The organism is Vibrio sp. 9-16B-A1, assembly GCF_056726165.1.
This window is the reverse complement of the sequence record NZ_JBSDZD010000012.1, coordinates 1-18,449: the sequence shown is the minus strand read 5'-3', so window position 1 is coordinate 18,449 and position 18,449 is coordinate 1. Positions and strand designations below refer to the sequence as shown.

At 50.3% G+C, this 18,449-nt stretch carries 14 protein-coding genes; 8 read left to right on the top strand and 6 right to left on the bottom strand.

Translation table 11 applies throughout. The features are described 5' to 3' along the window. Positions 1-90: 90 nt before the first annotated feature. Entirely contained in the window at positions 91-1,524 is a 1,434-nt protein-coding gene (rsmF, locus tag ACVB80_RS17775) for a 16S rRNA (cytosine(1407)-C(5))-methyltransferase RsmF (RefSeq protein ID WP_481082632.1), read from the top strand. Positions 1,525-1,649: 125 nt separating this feature from the next. On the opposite strand, the gene ACVB80_RS17770 is transcribed toward rsmF, so the two are convergent. Then, complete coding sequence (locus tag ACVB80_RS17770) at positions 1,650-2,486, bottom strand: CvfB family protein (RefSeq protein WP_481082631.1); 837 nt, start codon at positions 2,484-2,486, stop codon at positions 1,650-1,652. Positions 2,487-2,617: 131 nt separating this feature from the next. On the opposite strand from ACVB80_RS17770, the gene ACVB80_RS17765 reads away from it, so the two are divergent. Next, positions 2,618-3,970: a hypothetical protein gene (locus ACVB80_RS17765; protein WP_481082630.1), complete on the top strand. Its 1,353-nt coding sequence runs from the start codon at positions 2,618-2,620 to the stop codon at positions 3,968-3,970. A 7-nt stretch (positions 3,971-3,977) separates the two neighbouring features. On the opposite strand, the gene ACVB80_RS17760 is transcribed toward ACVB80_RS17765, so the two are convergent. Both ACVB80_RS17760 and ACVB80_RS17755 read right to left on the bottom strand, forming a co-directional pair. Continuing rightward, positions 3,978-4,526: a DUF4442 domain-containing protein gene (locus ACVB80_RS17760; RefSeq protein WP_481082629.1), complete on the bottom strand. Its 549-nt coding sequence runs from the start codon at positions 4,524-4,526 to the stop codon at positions 3,978-3,980. Between the two features lie 127 nt (positions 4,527-4,653). Then, entirely contained in the window at positions 4,654-5,544 is an 891-nt protein-coding gene (locus ACVB80_RS17755) for a putative PEP-binding protein (protein ID WP_481082628.1), read from the bottom strand. A gap of 220 nt (positions 5,545-5,764) precedes the next feature. Between ACVB80_RS17755 and ACVB80_RS17750 the strand changes: the two genes are divergently transcribed. Both ACVB80_RS17750 and ACVB80_RS17745 read left to right on the top strand, forming a co-directional pair. After that, positions 5,765-6,823 carry a 3-deoxy-7-phosphoheptulonate synthase gene (locus tag ACVB80_RS17750; protein ID WP_481082627.1) on the top strand — a complete coding sequence of 353 codons (1,059 nt, stop codon included), beginning with the start codon at positions 5,765-5,767 and terminating at the stop codon, positions 6,821-6,823. A gap of 21 nt (positions 6,824-6,844) precedes the next feature. Continuing rightward, a complete protein-coding gene (locus tag ACVB80_RS17745; protein WP_481082626.1) occupies positions 6,845-7,330 on the top strand; it encodes a YajQ family cyclic di-GMP-binding protein in 486 nt (161 codons plus the stop codon). A 76-nt stretch (positions 7,331-7,406) separates the two neighbouring features. Here ACVB80_RS17745 and ACVB80_RS17740 read toward each other — a convergent pair whose 3' ends face one another. Beyond that, the gene (locus ACVB80_RS17740; RefSeq protein ID WP_481082625.1) at positions 7,407-8,354 is read right to left on the bottom strand and encodes a precorrin-2 dehydrogenase/sirohydrochlorin ferrochelatase family protein; all 948 of its coding nucleotides are present in this window, start codon (positions 8,352-8,354) and stop codon (positions 7,407-7,409) included. Positions 8,355-8,640: 286 nt separating this feature from the next. Between ACVB80_RS17740 and ACVB80_RS17735 the strand changes: the two genes are divergently transcribed. Together ACVB80_RS17735 and ACVB80_RS17730 are read left to right on the top strand one after the other, a co-directional pair. Beyond that, the gene (locus ACVB80_RS17735; RefSeq protein WP_481082624.1) at positions 8,641-9,303 is read left to right on the top strand and encodes a Bax inhibitor-1/YccA family protein; all 663 of its coding nucleotides are present in this window, start codon (positions 8,641-8,643) and stop codon (positions 9,301-9,303) included. Between the two features lie 94 nt (positions 9,304-9,397). Then, positions 9,398-9,727, top strand: a complete 330-nt coding sequence (locus tag ACVB80_RS17730) for a TusE/DsrC/DsvC family sulfur relay protein (RefSeq protein WP_481082623.1) — start codon at positions 9,398-9,400, stop codon at positions 9,725-9,727. A gap of 111 nt (positions 9,728-9,838) precedes the next feature. Here ACVB80_RS17730 and yccX read toward each other — a convergent pair whose 3' ends face one another. Continuing rightward, complete coding sequence (yccX, locus tag ACVB80_RS17725; RefSeq protein WP_481082622.1) at positions 9,839-10,111, bottom strand: acylphosphatase; 273 nt, start codon at positions 10,109-10,111, stop codon at positions 9,839-9,841. A gap of 226 nt (positions 10,112-10,337) precedes the next feature. On the opposite strand from yccX, the gene ACVB80_RS17720 reads away from it, so the two are divergent. Then, on the top strand, positions 10,338-11,492 hold the full coding sequence (locus ACVB80_RS17720) for a methyl-accepting chemotaxis protein (RefSeq protein WP_481082785.1): 1,155 nt from the start codon (positions 10,338-10,340) through the stop codon (positions 11,490-11,492). Positions 11,493-11,610: 118 nt separating this feature from the next. Next, entirely contained in the window at positions 11,611-12,807 is a 1,197-nt protein-coding gene (locus ACVB80_RS17715; protein WP_481082621.1) for a class I SAM-dependent methyltransferase, read from the top strand. Between the two features lie 109 nt (positions 12,808-12,916). On the opposite strand, the gene ACVB80_RS17710 is transcribed toward ACVB80_RS17715, so the two are convergent. Continuing rightward, positions 12,917-18,449, bottom strand: a 5,533-nt coding sequence (locus tag ACVB80_RS17710; protein ID WP_481082620.1) for a VCBS domain-containing protein, incomplete at its 5' end; no start/stop codon positions are given.

The window sequence follows — 18,449 nt, the reverse complement described above, 5'->3', positions numbered from 1 at the left end:
CTATCCATCCCTAATGCAGCCTTCAAAAGGCTGCATTTTTTTTATAATCAGTTAAAATTGCCCGCAAATTCTGACTACCGAGATTTGGTTTTGCATTCCAAGATTACACTTCCTGAGGGCTTTATCGCCCAAATTGAACAAATCATGCCTTCACACCTGGATATGGGTGAGTTTATTGAGGCCTGTAAACGCCCTCTGCGTCGCAGTATCCGCGTCAACACCCTGAAAATTTCGGTAGAAGATTTTCTGGCACGCGCAGCAGAAAAAGGCTGGCAACTGAAGCCGGTGCCATGGTGCAATACCGGCTTCTGGATTGAGCGTGATGAAAACGACATGGTGCCACTGGGTAACACCGCTGAGCACATGGCCGGTCTGTTCTACATTCAGGAAGCCAGCTCCATGATGCCAGTCACTGCCCTGCTGCTGGACAACGCACCAGAGCACCTTGAGCGCGTACTGGATGTGGCTGCCGCCCCTGGCTCCAAGACCACCCAGATCGCTGCTGCCATGAACAACAATGGCGCGCTGGTGGCGAATGAGTTTTCTGCCAGCCGCATCAAAGGCCTCTACTCCAACATTCAGCGCTGTGGTGTGCGCAACGTTGCCCTGACCAACTTTGACGGCCGCGTATTCGGTGGCTGGCTGCCAGAGCAGTTCGATGCCATTCTGCTGGACGCACCGTGTTCAGGTGAAGGCACCATCCGTAAAGACCCGGATGCAATGAACAACTGGAGCAGGCAATCCATTCTGGATATCGCCGAAACCCAGAAAGACCTGATTGAGAGTGCGTTCCATGCCCTGAAACCGGGTGGCGTACTGGTGTACTCAACCTGTACCCTGAACCTGGAAGAAAACCAGCAGGTATGTCACCACCTGAAAGACACCTTTGGTGACGCAGTGGATTTTGAACCGCTGAACGGCCTGTTTGAAAACGCCGAAGCAGCGATTACCGAAGAAGGCTTCCTGCACATCTATCCGCAGATCTTCGACAGCGAAGGCTTTTTCGTTGCCCGCCTGCGCAAGCACTCATCCGTGGCTGCCCCTGAGGTGAAAAAACGTCTGGGCAAGTTCCCGTTTGAAAAAGCCAGTGCCAAAGTACAATCTGAAGTAGCCAAATCCCTCCAGCAGTCACTGGGCCTGACTCTTCCGGAGAAAAGCTGCATCTGGCAGCGTGACAACGAGGTATGGCTGTTCCCGCTGGCGCTGGAAACCATGATCGGTGAAATCCGCTTTGACCGCATGGGCGTGAAACTGGCCGAGGCCCATAAGAAAGGCTACCGCTGGCAGCACGAGGCCGTGATGGCACTTGCTGACGGCCACGAAGAAGCCTGCATCAGCCTTACTCTGGAACAGGCTCGCGAATGGTACATGGGCCGGGATGTCCGCCCGGAGCAACACGCAGCCGGCAAAGGCGAAGTGATTGTAAAATATGGTGAAGATGTGATTGGACTGGGTAAATGGGTAGGCAACCGGATCAAGAACGGCCTTCCAAGAGAACTGGTTCGCGATACAAACTTGTTTTAGATCACATTTACTGGATCTGGGGCCTGCGTGTACTAAACTTTATAAAAGCAATTAGCGCAGGCTCTTATTGCAAGAGCCATTCCCCTGGCCCGGAACAGGTATCGTTCCGGGCTTTTTTTGTCTCATTATTCGCTGAGACGAATACCATCTTTCTCAATGGTGATTTTACCCGCTTTGTACAGGCCACCGATGGTCTTCTTGAAGGTACCCTTACTGGTGCGGAAGACACTGAAGATAGCCTCTGGCGAAGACTTATCATTCAGCGGCAGGAAGCCACCTTTCTTCTCCAGCGCATCCAGGACTCGACTACTCAGATCGTCCATCTTCGCCGTACCGACTTTTTGCAGCGCAAGGTCGATTTTGCCATCTTCACGGACCTGCTTGATGTAACCTTTCAGGCGTTTGCCCACAAACAGCTTACCAAACACATCTGACGGGAAGATCATGCCCCAGTGGCTGCCGTTAATGATTGCCTTGTAACCCAGGTCACTGCGCTCTGCGATCAGCAGGTCTACCTGCTCGTTGCGCTGATAGTTAGCCGGGGTTTTGTCCAACAGCTTGTTGAACTTGGTAGTGCCAACGATACGGCCTGATGCCTTATCGGTGTACACATAAACCAGGATTTCCTGACCGGCACGCAGGCGGCCGCGCTGCTCGCCAAACGGTACCAGCAGATCTTTCTTCTCGATACCCCATTTTACAAACGCACCGGTAGCGTTGATGCCGTCAACACGCATCAGGCCCCACTCGCCTACCTGAGCGATCGGCTTTTCGGTCGTCGCAGAAAGCTGGTTGTCCGAATCGAAGTAGAGGAACACCTCAACGCTGTCACCTTCACCAAGCTCTTCAGAAGCCATCTTGTTTGGCAGCAGCACGCTGCCATATTCGTCTGCATCCAGAAACACGCCAAACTCCGCACGGCGGGTTACCTGCAGCGTGTTGAACTGACCAATTTTAATCATGTTTGTTCATTCAGTTATTTAGCTTGAGTGCGATTATACGTGACTTCTGCTACTCTTGCTCAGCAAAATAAATATAAAGCGTGCTTTTCTCCGCTCACCGGCGCGCAGTCAACCAGACCAAAGGGTGCCATTTGATAACATTAGAAAAACAAGATGCCCTGAGCCTTAAGCTCACCCATGTTATGCCGGATTCCAAACAGCTTAAGCTGGACTGGTACCTGTTTGTCCCCGGCGAGATCCCACTCAGCCAGAAGATGCTCAGTGAAGATGATTTTTACTATGGCGCCATCAAAGAAAAACGCGCCTATTACAGTGATGAAATCCTGCTGCCGCTGGTTCACAGCCGCCTGGCCAAACGTGGCCGACTCTCACAAAAGCAGTACCGGGTCAGTCTGAGCCTGTTTGCGTACCAGTATCTGGTCGCACTGGATAAAGCCATTGATGAACTCAACCATCTTGAGCGTGACAGCGTCACTGAAGATGAGATCGATGAAGTCCTGATCCTGGCCCTCGACATACTTAAACGCCTGCGTCGCGCCATTCCCTATGATGATGGGCTTAAACGCTACTATGCCAACATTGATAATTACCTCTCCTGGTATACCGAGCAGCAACTGCTCTCGCTGGTGGCACACCTGCCACGGGGCGGTGACTACAACACCATTCGCCAGCGCTTAATCGTCTTGTGTGAAAAAGAACGCGCTCACCGGGAGCTGAACAAATACAACTCCAAAAAAGCCCGTAATGATGTGACGCGCATGACCAACAAAATGCGCCTGCTCCGACGCCTTATCGAATACCCAATCGTGCTGAAAAAGAAAAGCACCACCATGGGTAAAAATGCCATACGGGCAGTAAAAGGCACCGCCACCGGTATTGTCATGCTGTTTGTGACCAGCGTAATGCTGATGACCCGGGACTATCTCGGCGAAATTACCGCAGCATTTATTCTGGTGATGTCCGTAATATATGCGTTTCGCGAGATCTTTAAAGATGACCTGCGCGAAGTCATGATGCGCTGGATCCGAAAAGGCCGTCCAAAATGGCGCTCACGTTATTTCGACCCGACCACCAAGAAACAGGTGGGCAACAAAATCGAATGGCTCGATTACAGCAGTTTTGAACTGTTGCCGGAGCAGGTTCAAAAAATTCGAAAACACCGGGTTACCCAGCGGGAAGAGCATGTTCTCGCTTACCGCAACATCACCAAAATGAGTACCACCCTGTATATGAGTGGTTATGAGCAAACCCGGGAAACCACCTGGATAAGCCTGGCGCAAATCGCCCGTCTGATAGAAAAAGGCTCTAACCGGATATATGTGCTCAATGAGGGTCAGGTGAGCAAAGAGAGCGTTGAAAAGCGGCACCTGGTGAACTTAATCGTAAAAGAAGACAACGGCGATGGCTCACCAAGGTATTACCGCTGGAAAATCGTCCTCAACCGTTCAAAAATCATCGATATTGAGCAAATCAAACTCAGCTGATCGCGAGTCAGGCGGCCTTCTGGTCGCCTTTCTGTTTCTGTTTCTGTTTCTGTTTATCATTCGATTTCAGCGACAGAACCAGATCGAATACGGCCATGGGCTCCTCTCCGTGAAGCGATGGACAGGTCGCCACTATACGCACCGCCTTGTTCACCCGCTCTCCGGTCGCAAAGGTATCATCCAGCATCTGGTCAATCAGCCTGCCATCCTCACAGGTGAAGATAACATCGGCCTCCGGACGTTTCAGGAACTCCGCACTCACTCCCTTAAACGCCAGTGACACCTTTCCGCCCCGCGCCTTCGCTTTGCTCATCGCCATAAACCCGCCCGCTACATCAGCGCCTACCGCAAGAGTGCCAAAATACATACTGCCAAGGTGGTTTTTGGTTCGTCTGCGAAGCGGGATCCTGACCACTACCTGGTCTTCATTCAGTGATTCGATTTTTGGGTGGCACAGCCAGATCAACGGCACCTTAAAGAAACCGAACAGGTTGAGATAGAAGTTGGCCTGCTGAAGCGGTGAAAGCAGTGAAGATAACAGTGATGAAGAAGACATAAGGCACCTCGCATTCTGGTTTGACCAGTTAACGATGCGAGCCCACAAATGTCAACATGTTATTAACATTCGCACCTGAAGAACGAACACCGCAGAGACAGCGCCCTGCGGCAAAGCCTGAGCATAGTTACATTGTCACGAACACAGTTGCGTTACTTTCTGTCAGTCTTTCCAGTAACTTAGGAATACCATCAAGGCTGTTTACATTCGCGAGAACCGGTTTGTTATGTGCCGTTGCAGTCTTCAGCACCACGGCAACCAATTCGAGTACCGCATCGTTATCCGTGTCCACTGCGACAGCCAGCGCTTCATCACTTCTGTCCAGACCGAAAGTATGCTGCGCAAGATTATCTGCGCTGATCACCACCCCATCAAAATACTGCAGCAGCTTTTCACTCAGCAAAGCCGAGCTTGGTACGTCGCAACTGAACAACACTTTCAGGCCATTCAGCCCGCGCGGTAATCCCTGTTCTGCCAGCATATCGATAACTTTGGCCGCATCACTCAGTGAGCGTACAAACGGGACCACAATCTCCACGTCCAGCCCGTCATTTCTGAGCTGTTTGATCACTTCACACTCAGCCGCAAATACCGGCTTGTATTCATCACAGGCATAACGGCTTACGCCACGGGCACTCATCAGCGGATTCACCCGCGCCGGTTCAATCTGACCACCAAGAAGCGAACTGAGCTGATAGCTGCAGTCATCACTCAGACGAATGCGCACTTTTTCAATGCCCTGTGCGGCCCGGCCTTTAATCGCCTGTACCAGTGCCTGAACAAAGTGACCTTGTAACTCCCGCCCCTGAGTCATCGCTTCCAGCGCTGTCTTGTCCTGCTCTGATAACGTATCCTGGCTGCCAATCAGCCCGGGATGATAGGAGATGACCTCGTGAATAAGTGACGAAAGTGACACCATCAGCTCAGGCATTTCACCCTCTGATTGCTGCTGATAGCCCGGAAAGGCCTGGCCCAGTTTCAGTTCACTGTTCGTCTTTCCCTGATTAGATAAGGTCATTGCAACTCCATTACTTCCTGTTTTTAATATGACTCAATCGAAAATACCACAGCCGGGTATGAAACCGAAACCTCAAGCTCACTAAATCCCTTCATGGCACTAATATCGTACACAAATCGGTAAATTAACCGCTGATTTTGCACCGATTCCGTTCCCTGTGTTTATTCCTGCTGTTATTTCCGTTATCTTATCGCTTTTGCAGTAATACACGGGCGCGAAAATGCCACTAAAAACAGATGAATTGCGAACCCAGCCCCTTGGCCCGATGCCAACACCGGCTGAACTGGTTCATGCACATCCTGTCACGGATGATGTTGCACAAAGAATTGCCGACTCCCGTCGCCAGATCGAAGCTATTCTGACCGGACAGGATTCCCGCCTGCTGGTTATTGTCGGACCATGCTCGGTACACGACACCGAAGCCGCACTGGACTATGCACAGCGCCTGAGCGCGGTACAGGAAAAATACCGTGACCAGCTGTTCATCGTTATGCGTACCTACTTTGAAAAACCGCGCACTGTCGTAGGCTGGAAAGGCCTGATCACCGATCCAAACCTGGATGGCTCTTACGCGCTGGAAACCGGTCTGAACAAAGCCCGTGGCCTGCTGCTGGACATCAACAAACTGGGTCTGGCGACTGCAACTGAGTTTCTTGACATGATCACCGGCCAGTACATTGCTGACCTGATCACCTGGGGCGCTATCGGCGCACGTACCACTGAATCTCAAATCCACCGCGAAATGGCATCTGCCCTGTCCTGCCCGGTTGGATTTAAAAACGGTACCAACGGCAACGTTAAGATCGCCATTGATGCGATTCGCGCCTCCAAAGCACCCCACTACTTCTACTCGCCAGACAAAAACGGCCGCATGACGGTTTACCGCACATCAGGCAACCCGTTTGGTCACATCATTCTGCGTGGTGGCGACAAGGGCCCTAACTTTGATGCGGCGTCCATTGAAGAAGCGAGCAGCAAACTGGCAGAATTTGACCTGCCTCAGCGCCTCGTGGTGGATTTCAGCCACGCTAACTGTGAAAAACAGCACCGCAAGCAACTGAATGTATGTGAAGACATTTGTCAGCAGATCAAATCCGGCTCAAACCACATTGCCGGCATCATGGCAGAAAGCTTTATCGAGGAAGGCAACCAGCCAATGGATGATTTGGACAATCTGACCTACGGCTGCTCAGTGACCGACCCATGCCTTGGCTGGAACGACACCGAAAAAATGCTGGATATGCTGGCAGAGGCCATCAAATCCCGTTACAACGCTTAATAGTTTACCAGGAAGTTAACCATGCCCTCTTTTGATATTGTTTCTGAAGTCGATAAAGTTGAACTGAAAAACTCCGTCGATAACGCCAACCGTGAACTGGCGACCCGTTTCGATTTCCGCAACGTGGAAGCAAGCTTTGAACTTAACGGTGAAGATACCGTTAAACTGGCCGCCGAAGATGATTTTCAGCTCAAGCAGATGATGGACATCCTTCGCGGTAACCTGGCTAAGCGTGGCGTTGATGCTGCGGCTATGGAGCTGAAAGACTCTGTTCATTCGGGTAAAAACTGGTACCAGGATGCTGTTTTCAAACAGGGTGTCGACAGTCTGACGGCCAAGAAGATCGTAAAAAAGATCAAAGACGCCAAACTGAAAGTTCAGGCCGCTATCCAGGGCGATAAAGTTCGTGTTACCGGTAAGAAACGCGATGACCTGCAAAATGTGATGGCACTGGTTCGCGAAGCCGACCTGGGCCAGCCGTTCCAGTTCAACAACTTCCGCGACTAACTCTGTCTGCGTAAGCAACGCATTAAAAAAGGGCTCTGATGAGCCCTTTTTCATTCTTACCATTCAGCTCTGACGGCTAAAAACCTTCTTTGCCCAACGTGAAGTAACGGGCATTTTGCATCAGAAGCGCCAGCCCACTCTCCTTTCCGGCTCCTTCCGGAACCATAATGCACACACTCAGCCCATCCTTTTCTGCCTGTTTGAGCAAAGTGCCAAGGTGGGCGTAATTATCATACCGCACCCGCTCCGCATCACGCCGGATCAGTTCCAGAAAGTCATCGCTACACGCTTTGGGGTACAATACCAGTTCGCTTCTCTGCATTGCCCGCAGGCTCTTCATCATCAGCCGCTCAGGGTCACCTGCAAACTCCTGCCAAAACACCATTGGTTCCGGTCTTGAATAGTTTTCCAGCAATGCGGTATACACAGCTTCAAGTTCGTTACGGCTGGCAGCAAACGCCACATCCGGGTGGGCAAAAAAAGCCTCCCAAAAACGCCTGCGTTCTGCTACATCCGGCAGCGTCTGCTGAATACTGCTGCGTTTCGACGCGGCAAAATCCGCCTGAGCGGAAATGTTCTGCCCAAGCAGGGATTCAAACTGTTCGCGGATATTTCGCACCATCACAGGCGATGCGCCGCCGCTGGAGATCGCCACCTGGATGCGGCCGCGATTGATCATAGACGGAGTAATAAAATCGCAGTGAGACGGGTCATCCACCACATTGACCATGATCCCCTGCTTCCGGGCATCCTGGCAGACCTGGTGATTAAGCTGAGGGTTGTTTGTTGTGGCCCAGACCTGAACATACTTTGGTAAGAGCTCCTTACGATAGAAGCCTTTATCCCAGATACAGCGCCCCTCTTCAGTCCACTCCTGAAGCTGCGTGTCCAGCTGTGGTGATACCACAGTAACACTCGCACCCGCTTTTAGCAGAGACTCCACTTTACGGCAGGCCACTTCACCGCCACCCACTACCAGTACCGGCTTATTGTTTAAATCATAAAACAGTGGAAAATAGCGCATCCTTTCCCTTACATCTGATTCTTGTCCTGACAAAAAGTCTACCAAAAATAATCGCTTCCCGGGAAACTGATGCAAATCCGGCGCAATAACTCCTGCCACAGACCGTTTACTGGCAGGTAAACAATCCCTCTTCGCCCCATCGTTTACAATGTGTTACAAACTGCCATACACCTGTAATCCCATTTCTCGTATGATTTTCTTATAACCAGTGGCCAATAAGCCTTGTTTTGTGCAACTATTGGCCCCATAAAGAGCTTATAAAGATCAGTCACCCGTGAGGAAGATTATGAACGGTCCTATGGTATCCGGCGCACGTCGCGAAGAGAGTGTGCTTCAAACGAACAAAGTACTTCGCAATACTTATTTCCTGCTGTCGATGACACTGCTGTGGTCAGCGGTTGTTGCGACAGTCTCTATGGCACTTAACCTGCCACGCCCGGGCCTTATCCTGATGCTGGTTGGTTTCTATGGCCTGCTGTTTCTGACAGAAAAGAACCGTAACAACAGCATGGGTCTGGTATTTACCTTCCTGTTCACCGGTTTCCTGGGTTACACCACAGGTCCAATCCTGAACATGTACATTGGTGCAGGCATGGGTGATGTGATCATTACTGCACTTGGCGGTACCGCCCTTGCGTTCCTGGGTGCCTCTGCTTACGCACTGACCACCAAACGTGACCTGTCTGTTCTGGGCGGCGTACTGATGGCTGGCTTTGTAGTACTGCTGGTAGGCATGGTAGCGAACATCTTCCTGCAAATGCCAATGCTGTACATGGCGATGAGCGGTATGTTTGTTCTGTTCTCTACCGGTGTGATCCTGCTGACTACCCAGCAAATCGTACGCGGTGGTGAGACTAACTACATCTCAGCAACGGTAAGCCTGTATGTTTCTATCTACAACCTGTTTATCAGCCTGCTGAGCATTCTTGGTATCATGGGCGACGACTAATTGTCCAACTGACAACACAAAGCCCGGGCACTGATTGCCCGGGCTTTTTTATTTCTGCTATTCTATCGCCCAAATATACAGCGAGAATTTAACTATGTTCGAATATCAGGGCAAACAAATCGAAACCGATGCTCAGGGCTACCTGCTCAACCACACTGACTGGGAAGAAGGCATGGTTCCCCTGCTGGCCGAAAAAGAAGGCATCGAGCTGACTGATGCGCACTGGGAAGTGATCCGCTTCGTGCGTAACTTCTATGAAGAGTTCAACACCTCACCGGCAGTTCGCATGCTGGTAAAAGCAATAGAAAAAGAACACGGCCCGGAAAAAGGCAACAGTAAATACCTGTTCAAACTGTTCCGTCAGGGGCCGGCCAAGCAGGCCACCAAGCTCGCTGGCCTGCCAAAACCGGCGAAGTGTTTATAATTTGAGGTCCTGGGTCCTGGGTCCTGGGTCCTGGGTCCTGGGTCCTGGGTCCTGGGTCCTGGGTCCTGGGTCCTGGGTCCTGCAAGGCATTATTCTGGCTGCCATAGCAGCTTACAATATTTCAAAGCCTGTCATTGGCTGAAATTCTGCTTCTTCTGCTGTCACTGAATCTACCCTCGACGTTATTGGCCCCTCTTCCAGCCACTGTGCCAGCTTATTGATCCGGGCCAGCTCTCCCACTACCTTAACTTCCACATCACCGTTCGGCAGGTTTTTGGCGTAACCGTTCAGGCCAAGTTTTATCCCCTGATGAGCTGTGTGATAACGAAACCCAACTCCCTGAACAATGCCTTTTACGCAAAACCGCACACACTTTTCACTCATGCATATACTCCTCTCCATAAGGCGGTGCTATATTAATTCTTCATTATAAATATAAACGGTTTAACCGAATTTTTTTGAGAGTCATGATATGAAAGAAATCCCATTCCGCTGGATCGACAAGTACCTGATCCATTTGACCCTGAGAGAAAAGTTTTACGTTCTTTTTTTCCTCCCTGTTTTGGCCATTATTCTTGTTCTCGGCGTTTGCCACTATGCTGCCCAGCAAATGGTGCTGGACCTCGCCAGTCAGGACGCCGCTGTGCTGGCAAAAATCGCAGCGAGTAAAGAACCCGACATCAGCCTGATGTCCTATCTCTCCGGCACTCAGATGATTCTGATCGCCGTCGCGCTTTTCATTGTGGCTATGGGCGTCTACTACATCATGACCTTCATCGGCGGCGCGATGTTCTCAACCAACAAAGCGATCGACACCCTGGTACAGGGCGATCTGACCAGCCGTCTTAACTACTTCAAAGTACGTGATGAGTTCAGCACCATCGCCATCAACATCGACAAAGTAGCTGAACGGGAACAGGGGCTGGTTCAGGCAATGCAGGAATCTGTCGCACTGATGCAGCAAATCAGTTCTGAGCTCAACCTGTCGTCTGACAGCAGCGCTGACCTTTCTTCCCAGCAACAGGCAAGCCTCGACTCACTGGCCAGTGCTACCGAGCAAATGGCGACGACCATTCGAGAAGTTGCCAACCTCGCCCATGATTCCAGCCTGCAAACCGATGATGCCCGCAGCGTAGCCCAGAGCGGCCAGGCAAAAGTGAGCGAAACCCTGGGCGCAATCTCCAGCCTGAGTAATGAAATTCAGTCTGCTGCTGCCGCCGTTGCAGAGCTTGATCAGAATGCCGCTCAAATCGATGAAGTGGTCACCACCATCAACGGTATTTCTGAACAGACTAACCTGCTGGCACTGAACGCCGCGATTGAAGCAGCCCGCGCCGGTGAGCAGGGCCGCGGATTTGCTGTGGTAGCAGACGAAGTCCGTACCCTGGCAGGCCGTACCCAGCAGGCAACTGTTGAGATCCAGACCATGATCGAAGCCCTGCAACGAAACAGCGGTGCGCTGACCAAGCTGATGGAAACTACTGTAGAAAATGCCGGTCAGGGCCAGGTACTGATGGGGGAAGTGGACACCCAAATCGGCGACCTTTCAGACAAGAACCAGTTTATCTCTGAAAGCAGCACCCAAATCGCCACTGCAGCCGAAGAACAGGGCGTGGTAGCAGACAGTATCGCAGCCAGTGTTGAAAGCGTGCGTGACCAGTCCAGCCAGGTGAATGACCTTATCCAGTCATCCAAAGGCAACATCGACAAACTGCGCACCCAAAGTGACCAGATGGAAGGCCTGCTGACCGGCCTGAAAGCCTGATTCACAAACAACTCTTACTAATTCCAGGGGCTGCTTCGGCAGCCCTTTTTGCTGGTTGCAATTCCAGAGGCCATAGCGGACAATACGCGCCTTATTTTTTATAACTTCAGGCACTTCTATGACACCTGCTATCTATCTGGTAAAAGGCCGCGACAAATCGCTGCGCCGCAAACACCCATGGATTTTCTCCCGCGGTATTCAAAAAATCGTTGGCGAACCACAGCTTGGTGAAACCGTTGATATTCTGGCACACGACGGAAAATGGCTGGCCAAAGCCGCCTACTCCCCTCATTCACAGATCCGTGCCCGTGTCTGGAGCTTTGACAAAAAACAGCCTATCGACCAGGCATTCTTCGTTCAGCGCATCAAAGACGCGCTGCTGCTGCGCCAGGACATCATCGAACGTGACGGCCTGACCGGTTTTCGCCTGATCGCGGCAGAGTCTGACGGCCTGCCAGGCATTACCATCGATAAATACCAGGATTACCTGGTCTGCCAGCTTCTGAGCGCTGGTGCGGAATACAACAAACAAACCCTGGTTGCCGCCCTTCTGGAAGTGTTCCCTGAGTGCAATATCTACGAACGCTCTGATGTAGCCGTACGTAAGAAAGAAGGCCTGGAAGAAACCATGGGTGTTCTGCACGGCGAGATGCCACCAAAATCAGTCGTGATTGAAGAAAACGGCGTAAAGATCAGCGTTGATATCGTTGAAGGCCACAAAACCGGCTTCTACCTCGACCAGCGTGACAGCCGTCAGCAGGCGATGAAGTACGTGAAGGACAAAGAAGTCCTCAACTGTTTCAGCTACACCGGCGGTTTTGGCCTGTACGCCCTGAAAGGCGGCGCTGCACGCGTGATCAACGCAGACGTTTCTCAGCCAGCACTGGATACCGCCAAACACAACGCCGAAATCAACGGCTTCGATATTTCGAAAAAACGCGCCGTGTTCCTGAACGCTGACGTGTTCAAACTGCTGCGCGAATACCGCGACCAGGGCACTAAATTTGACGTAGTGATCATGGACCCGCCGAAGTTCGTATCCGGCAAACAAAACCTGACCTCCGGCGCCAACGGCTACAAAGACATCAACATGCTGGCAATGCAGATCCTGAAACCTGGCGGCACCCTACTCACCTATTCATGCTCCGGCCTGATGGGCAGCGACCTGTTCCAGAAAGTAATCGCCGACGCCGCCGTTGATGCAGGCCGCAGCGTGAAGTTCATTGAACGTTTTGAACAGGCAGCGGATCACCCGGTTGATACTGCGTATCCGGAAGGATTTTATCTGAAAGGGTTTGCTTGTAAGGTGCTGTAGGTACTGGGTACTGGGTACTGGGTACTGGAAAAAGCCTAGCCGAAATGCTCTAATACAACGACATAAAAAAACCGGGATTTTTCAATCCCGGTTTTTGTTTGCCTGATGTTTAGTCTTTGATAATAAACATGCTATCCAGATTGGCGGTAATGTCAGCGGCTGACATACCATCCAACTCGATGGTTACATGCTCGTTGGCACTGTTCTCTACCTTAATAGAAACACCACCATCAGTATCCTGAGCAGACTGCTCGATACTGCTCAGAATTGTGCTGACATCATCCTGAGTAATATCTCCAAACAGGTCACTGAGGTCGATCTTGTCGCCTTCATTTACATCGAAGTCTGTAATAGTGTCAGTACTGCCATCCAGATCGGCGCCTACCCATTTGAAGATGTCTGCGCTATCTCCGCCAGTCAGGATATCATTGCCAAGACCTCCGGTTAGAGTATCCAAACCATCGCCTCCCAGCAGATAATCGTCACCCAGACCACCGTCTAAGATATCGTCTCCACCCTGACCGAATAGTATGTCACTGCCTGAGCTTCCGGATAGTGTGTCAGCTTTGTGATTCGCAGCAGATTGATCAAACTCCTCTACATGAGTACGGATGTAGTTATGCACATCTTGAGAACTCACATCACTGTCACCAGTTTTACTGGCAACATAACCTTCTATCGCCTCATAACCCTGCCCTGCAATGCCTGCGAAGGTAACCGAGTCACCAAACAGAATGTCATCCCCGGCACCGCCGTCGAACGTATCTACAGTCGGTATCAGAGTTTCGATCTTACCCAAAATGGTATCTGCAAGGTCATTGACATTGAGGTTAGTTTTAACCTGACCATCAGTATCAAAGTCATCCAGATAATCAGTCGACAGACTACCTCCAACGCCAATAGCCTCTACTGTCACATTCGAACCAGCAAGCTTATCGTAACCGACTTTTGCCTCCTCAAAATCGACATCATCAACAGCAGAGCCTCCTACATAGCGGACCAGTTCGAGGGCACCATCACCATCAGCACGCGCATCATATCCGGTATCATGCCAACCATTGCTGTAGTAGAGGACATCTCCGTCCGGTTCAATCGCCAGTGTATAGTGCCCTTGCAAGCCACCATTATACTTCACTGAATCGCTGCTGATATAAATCGGCTGAGTATGCGAACCGTCCAGAGTTGACACATATTCTTCAAGTGAAATCCACTGCCCATTAGATTTCACCGACCAAACCTCTTGCGTCGATGTTTCGTTGTGTGATGTAGCCCTTCCGTCAGTAATAAAGTAAGCAACATTGCTCGCTCCGGTATTAGCTTGAGCATCACCACTCTGGAACCAGTTAGAGGTCGTTTTAAATACATCCTCATAGTTGGTTCCACCGCCACTTTGCATGCTGTCCAGTACGCTTTGAAGCGTTGTCAGTGCATCGACGTCAGCCAGGTTAACCGACACCGACTGCTGAGTTGGATTATCAAAGTCAGCCAGGAAAACATTAACCGTACCTGAATGCGCTTCTCCAAGGCTGGACTTAAGCGAGCTGAATACCGATGCCAACTGAGTTTTCATTGTCGAAAGATCCTGATCCCAGATACTGCCCGATGTATCTACCATAAAGGCAATATTGTAACTTTGACCAGGTACAACAACAGTACCCTGCAGATCTCCGACCGCAATATCATGACCAGAGCCGTATGATTCATTTTGAGAACCATCTACAGCCTCATGAGGAATCACCTCCGTCAGCATTATAGAGTCACTGCCTGAAGCGGTATCAGCGTTACTACTCTCTACTGAAGTTGCAGTCACAGTTAAGTTCAGGTGCCCCGCATGCTCACCAGGAACCTGAACTTGATAACTGCCGTCACTCGCCAGTGGTAGTGGCACTGTGATTTGACCACTTGCATCAGCAACCCCCAGTTCCGCACCATTTGCACTGAGCAAAATAGAGCCGGAAACCAGACCACCCAACACAACGCTCTGCAGGCCCTCGCTACCGTCTGTATCCGTCAGGTTTACACTGATCTCGACCGGATAAGTAACATAATCAGGTTCTACTTCTGTCAGTTGCCCGTTGTTCGGATTAAGTTCATAAATACCGTCGTCAAACTGTACATAGCGAATGTTATGCAGGTGCAGCGAGTTCACTTCCGAAGCACCATCTTTCGAGAAGTTGAACCATCGATCTACACCACTAAAGCCTGAACCTTTTGATACCTCATAATCACTCCGGTTACCCATCAGTATCGCAATATCTCGCGCGGACGGATCGTACTGATCGACACCATACAGTGCATCTGTTTCATGTCCGGCAACCAGGATATCGTCGCCAGTACCCCCACGAATATCATTCTTGGTGTTTTGCGCACCTACCAGAATATCATTCCCATCGTCACCCGTTGAAGACGCCGGAGAACCACTGATTGAGTAGCTTTCACCTGTATCATATTCACCAATGATATAGTCGTCGCCTAGCGTTCCGTAAGCGTTCTGGAATGAGTCGACGATAACCGGATTACTTGCGCCAAGCTTGTCCTGAATTAGCTCCGTGTTTAAGAAGTATTCATACTTCAGACCTGCAGTAGCAAAACTTGAATAGTTTGACTCAGGCTCTCCACTCAATACTACATCAACAACAGGCGCGTTCGCGTTCGCTTCCACATCGATGATCATCTCAGTTTCGCGGCTATTGCTCGTACCATCACTAACCACATAGGTGAATGCCGCATAATCAGCCTGCTGATCACCTGCTCCATGGTTCCCAGATTCACTCGCCATTGAACTGCTTGAGTCATAGCTATCCGGAGTAAACGTTAGATTACCAGCTGCAATATCCGCATAAGATACAGATACACCTAACGTCAGCAACACTCCATTAAGCATCAACTGACCAGACTGAGGCAGTGAGTTAATCTGAACAGTTAGCTGTGCCGGCGATGTATCAATGTCCGTTATATTAAAGTCTGACCACTTAAATACATAAGTGTCTGAAGGGTCTAATGCCTCTTGTGTTACTACGTGCCCTTCTGTAGCAACTGGAGTCCGGTCAGCATTTGAGTTATCCACAGTCACCGTTGCAGCTTCACTGAGGTCGCCGTCCGAATCCAGCGACTGATACTTGAAGCTGTCATTTTCAGGCACACCTTCAAGGTATCGAAGCTCCCAGTTACCTTCTGTCTTCGTGGTAAAGTCTACTCCTACGATCTTCTTACCATCCGGATTACTGTATGAGAACTCCTGGAACAAACCGTTGTTATCCGTCTCTCCTGCTGGCTTGCGATATATCTGGGTATCAGATGTACCATCACTAAAGTGGAAAGTAACAACCGCGCCGTTACCTGTATCCTGACTTTCAAACAAGCCCCCTAACCCATCAAGGCCAAAGTTAAGCTGGCTAACCGGTTCATCAGTGAAGTTAATTGAAATGACCTCACCAACCTCAATACCATTGCCGTCATCATTGCCGATGCCGTGACCGATATGCGTACCACCACTATACTGATGCAAAGCGCCTTCATTGCTGCTGATAGTAATCGAGTCACCATTAGCGAGTTCAACCTCGCGCTGGCTTCCGTTAGTGCCTTCTACGGCATTACCCCAGTTATAGAAGCCATCTTCTTTAAGGTCAGAGTCAGGTACCTCTTTCGATCCAAGGATAAATCCAAGGCCATCTGAAGGCTGATAGGTAATGCGATCTGCAGCAAATTCAGTACCATTCGTCACATCCAGTGCAGTGATCTCACGTGATACGTTGTGCTCGTCGGTATAAATCAGGGTTCCTGATGCAGGCAGCTCAACAATAACAATATGCAAATCATTGCCATCCGCATCGTCTTCGACGTCTGAAATATGGTCAGCACTGCTATCTGATGAATTAAAGTTAACGGCTACACCCCTGTCTGAACCAGATGAAATAGTGAAGTCATCTGCTTCTGGTGGGTTATTGATATGCGCTTGATCCTGACCAGGTTCTGATTCATTACCGTATTTATCAGTCAAAGTGGCTGATACCGTAATGTCCTCACCATCACTGACAGTTTCATCCCAGCTCAGAACACCATTTTCGTACTCAAAGGTACGGCTGCTATCCGCTGAAACCGGAGTGCCATTTTGATCAAGCGATACGCTAACTGTTTCACCCCGAATAGTCAGCGTTACTACGCCACCATCGGTGAATATGCTGGAGTCAACTTCTACCTCTAATTGCAGACCATCATCTTTGAGTTCACCATGATTCACTACTTCATTGTTGTTCTTGTCATCAACAATAGTGACCGTTGGCTGTGGTGGAAGCACGTCGTTATCGACAATAGTGCCACTTCCTGTAACACCACTTTCGCCATTCAGGGTAATTCTGTCCTCAGTGTTATCAGTAGGAGAAGTGAATGGGACCTCAGTGACTTTAATACCGAAGCCTTCATTCTGCTCGACCAGGCCATCATCAACCGTAGAAACCGATATGTCGATTTCAGTAACCATTGAAGGCACGTTAAAAGTGCCGTCAACCGGATCGACAGCGATAGTTTTTTCCTGTCCCTGATCTGTAACGTAAGTGATAACTACATTAGCAAATGGCTGTTCCGACGCAGAGTACAAGTCAGACTCACTGGCACTGCCAGCGCCCGTACCCGTAATGTACTCTAGCTTGAGTTCAATTTCTGGCTCAGATGCTTTATCTAGTTTCAGGGTAAACAGCGCTGCACCACCCTCAACAACTTCTTCGGCTGGTTCAATAGACATTGTTGGATGATCGGTCTGATCATTGGCGATAGTCGCCACACCTGTAAAGTCAGACAGAGAAGCATCGAAATGACCGTTAACGTCGGTTACCTCAAGTGCAAACTTCTCAGACCATTCATAGTTGTCGTCATTTACTGTTGGTACCTGGACTTTTAACTCGGTCGCACCAGCCGGGATCTCATAGTTGCCATCTGCATTAGGTACTAACGGCTTAAAGGTACCGTCGGTATCCTTGTAGAACACAGCAGAGATGCCGACTACGTCATCACTCTCAGCGTTGTACTGACCAGAAGTATTCACATCCAGTTTAATCTCTACATCATTAATCGATGAATGTGACATGTTCAACGTGAACTCTGCTACCTCACCTTCCTGAACCCAGCCAGCATCACTAACCGTCAAAGTATCCGGCACATCAACTTCATTCAGCGTGACTGTTGCAGTGCTGTCGCCACCTGGATGACCATCATTGATGGTATAGGTGAAGGTTGGCGGTGTGTTTAACGGATCTCTGCCATTGTGCTCGTAGGTGAAATCGCCCTGGGCGTTAATGGTTAGGGTTCCGTTGGCGATTGTTAGGGTTGCATTGCCGGTTACTGGATCGAATACCAGTTGTTGATTGTTGATGTGGGTAACGGACAGAGTGTCAGCGTCAACATCACTATCTACGTCAGCACCTGTGTCGTTTGTAATTAAGTTACCGGTGATAGAAGCGCCTTCGATAACTTCGTAAGTATTGGCTGTTGCTACAGGCGCATCGTTGCTGCCCGTGATGTTCACGGTGATGGTTTCCGTCGCCGTGCCATCTTTTGAGGTCACGGTCAGCGTGTCGGTCGCTGGCTGACCGTCAACCAGCGCATCCGCCTTGTCGTTATCCAGGGTGTAGGTCCAGGTGCCATCT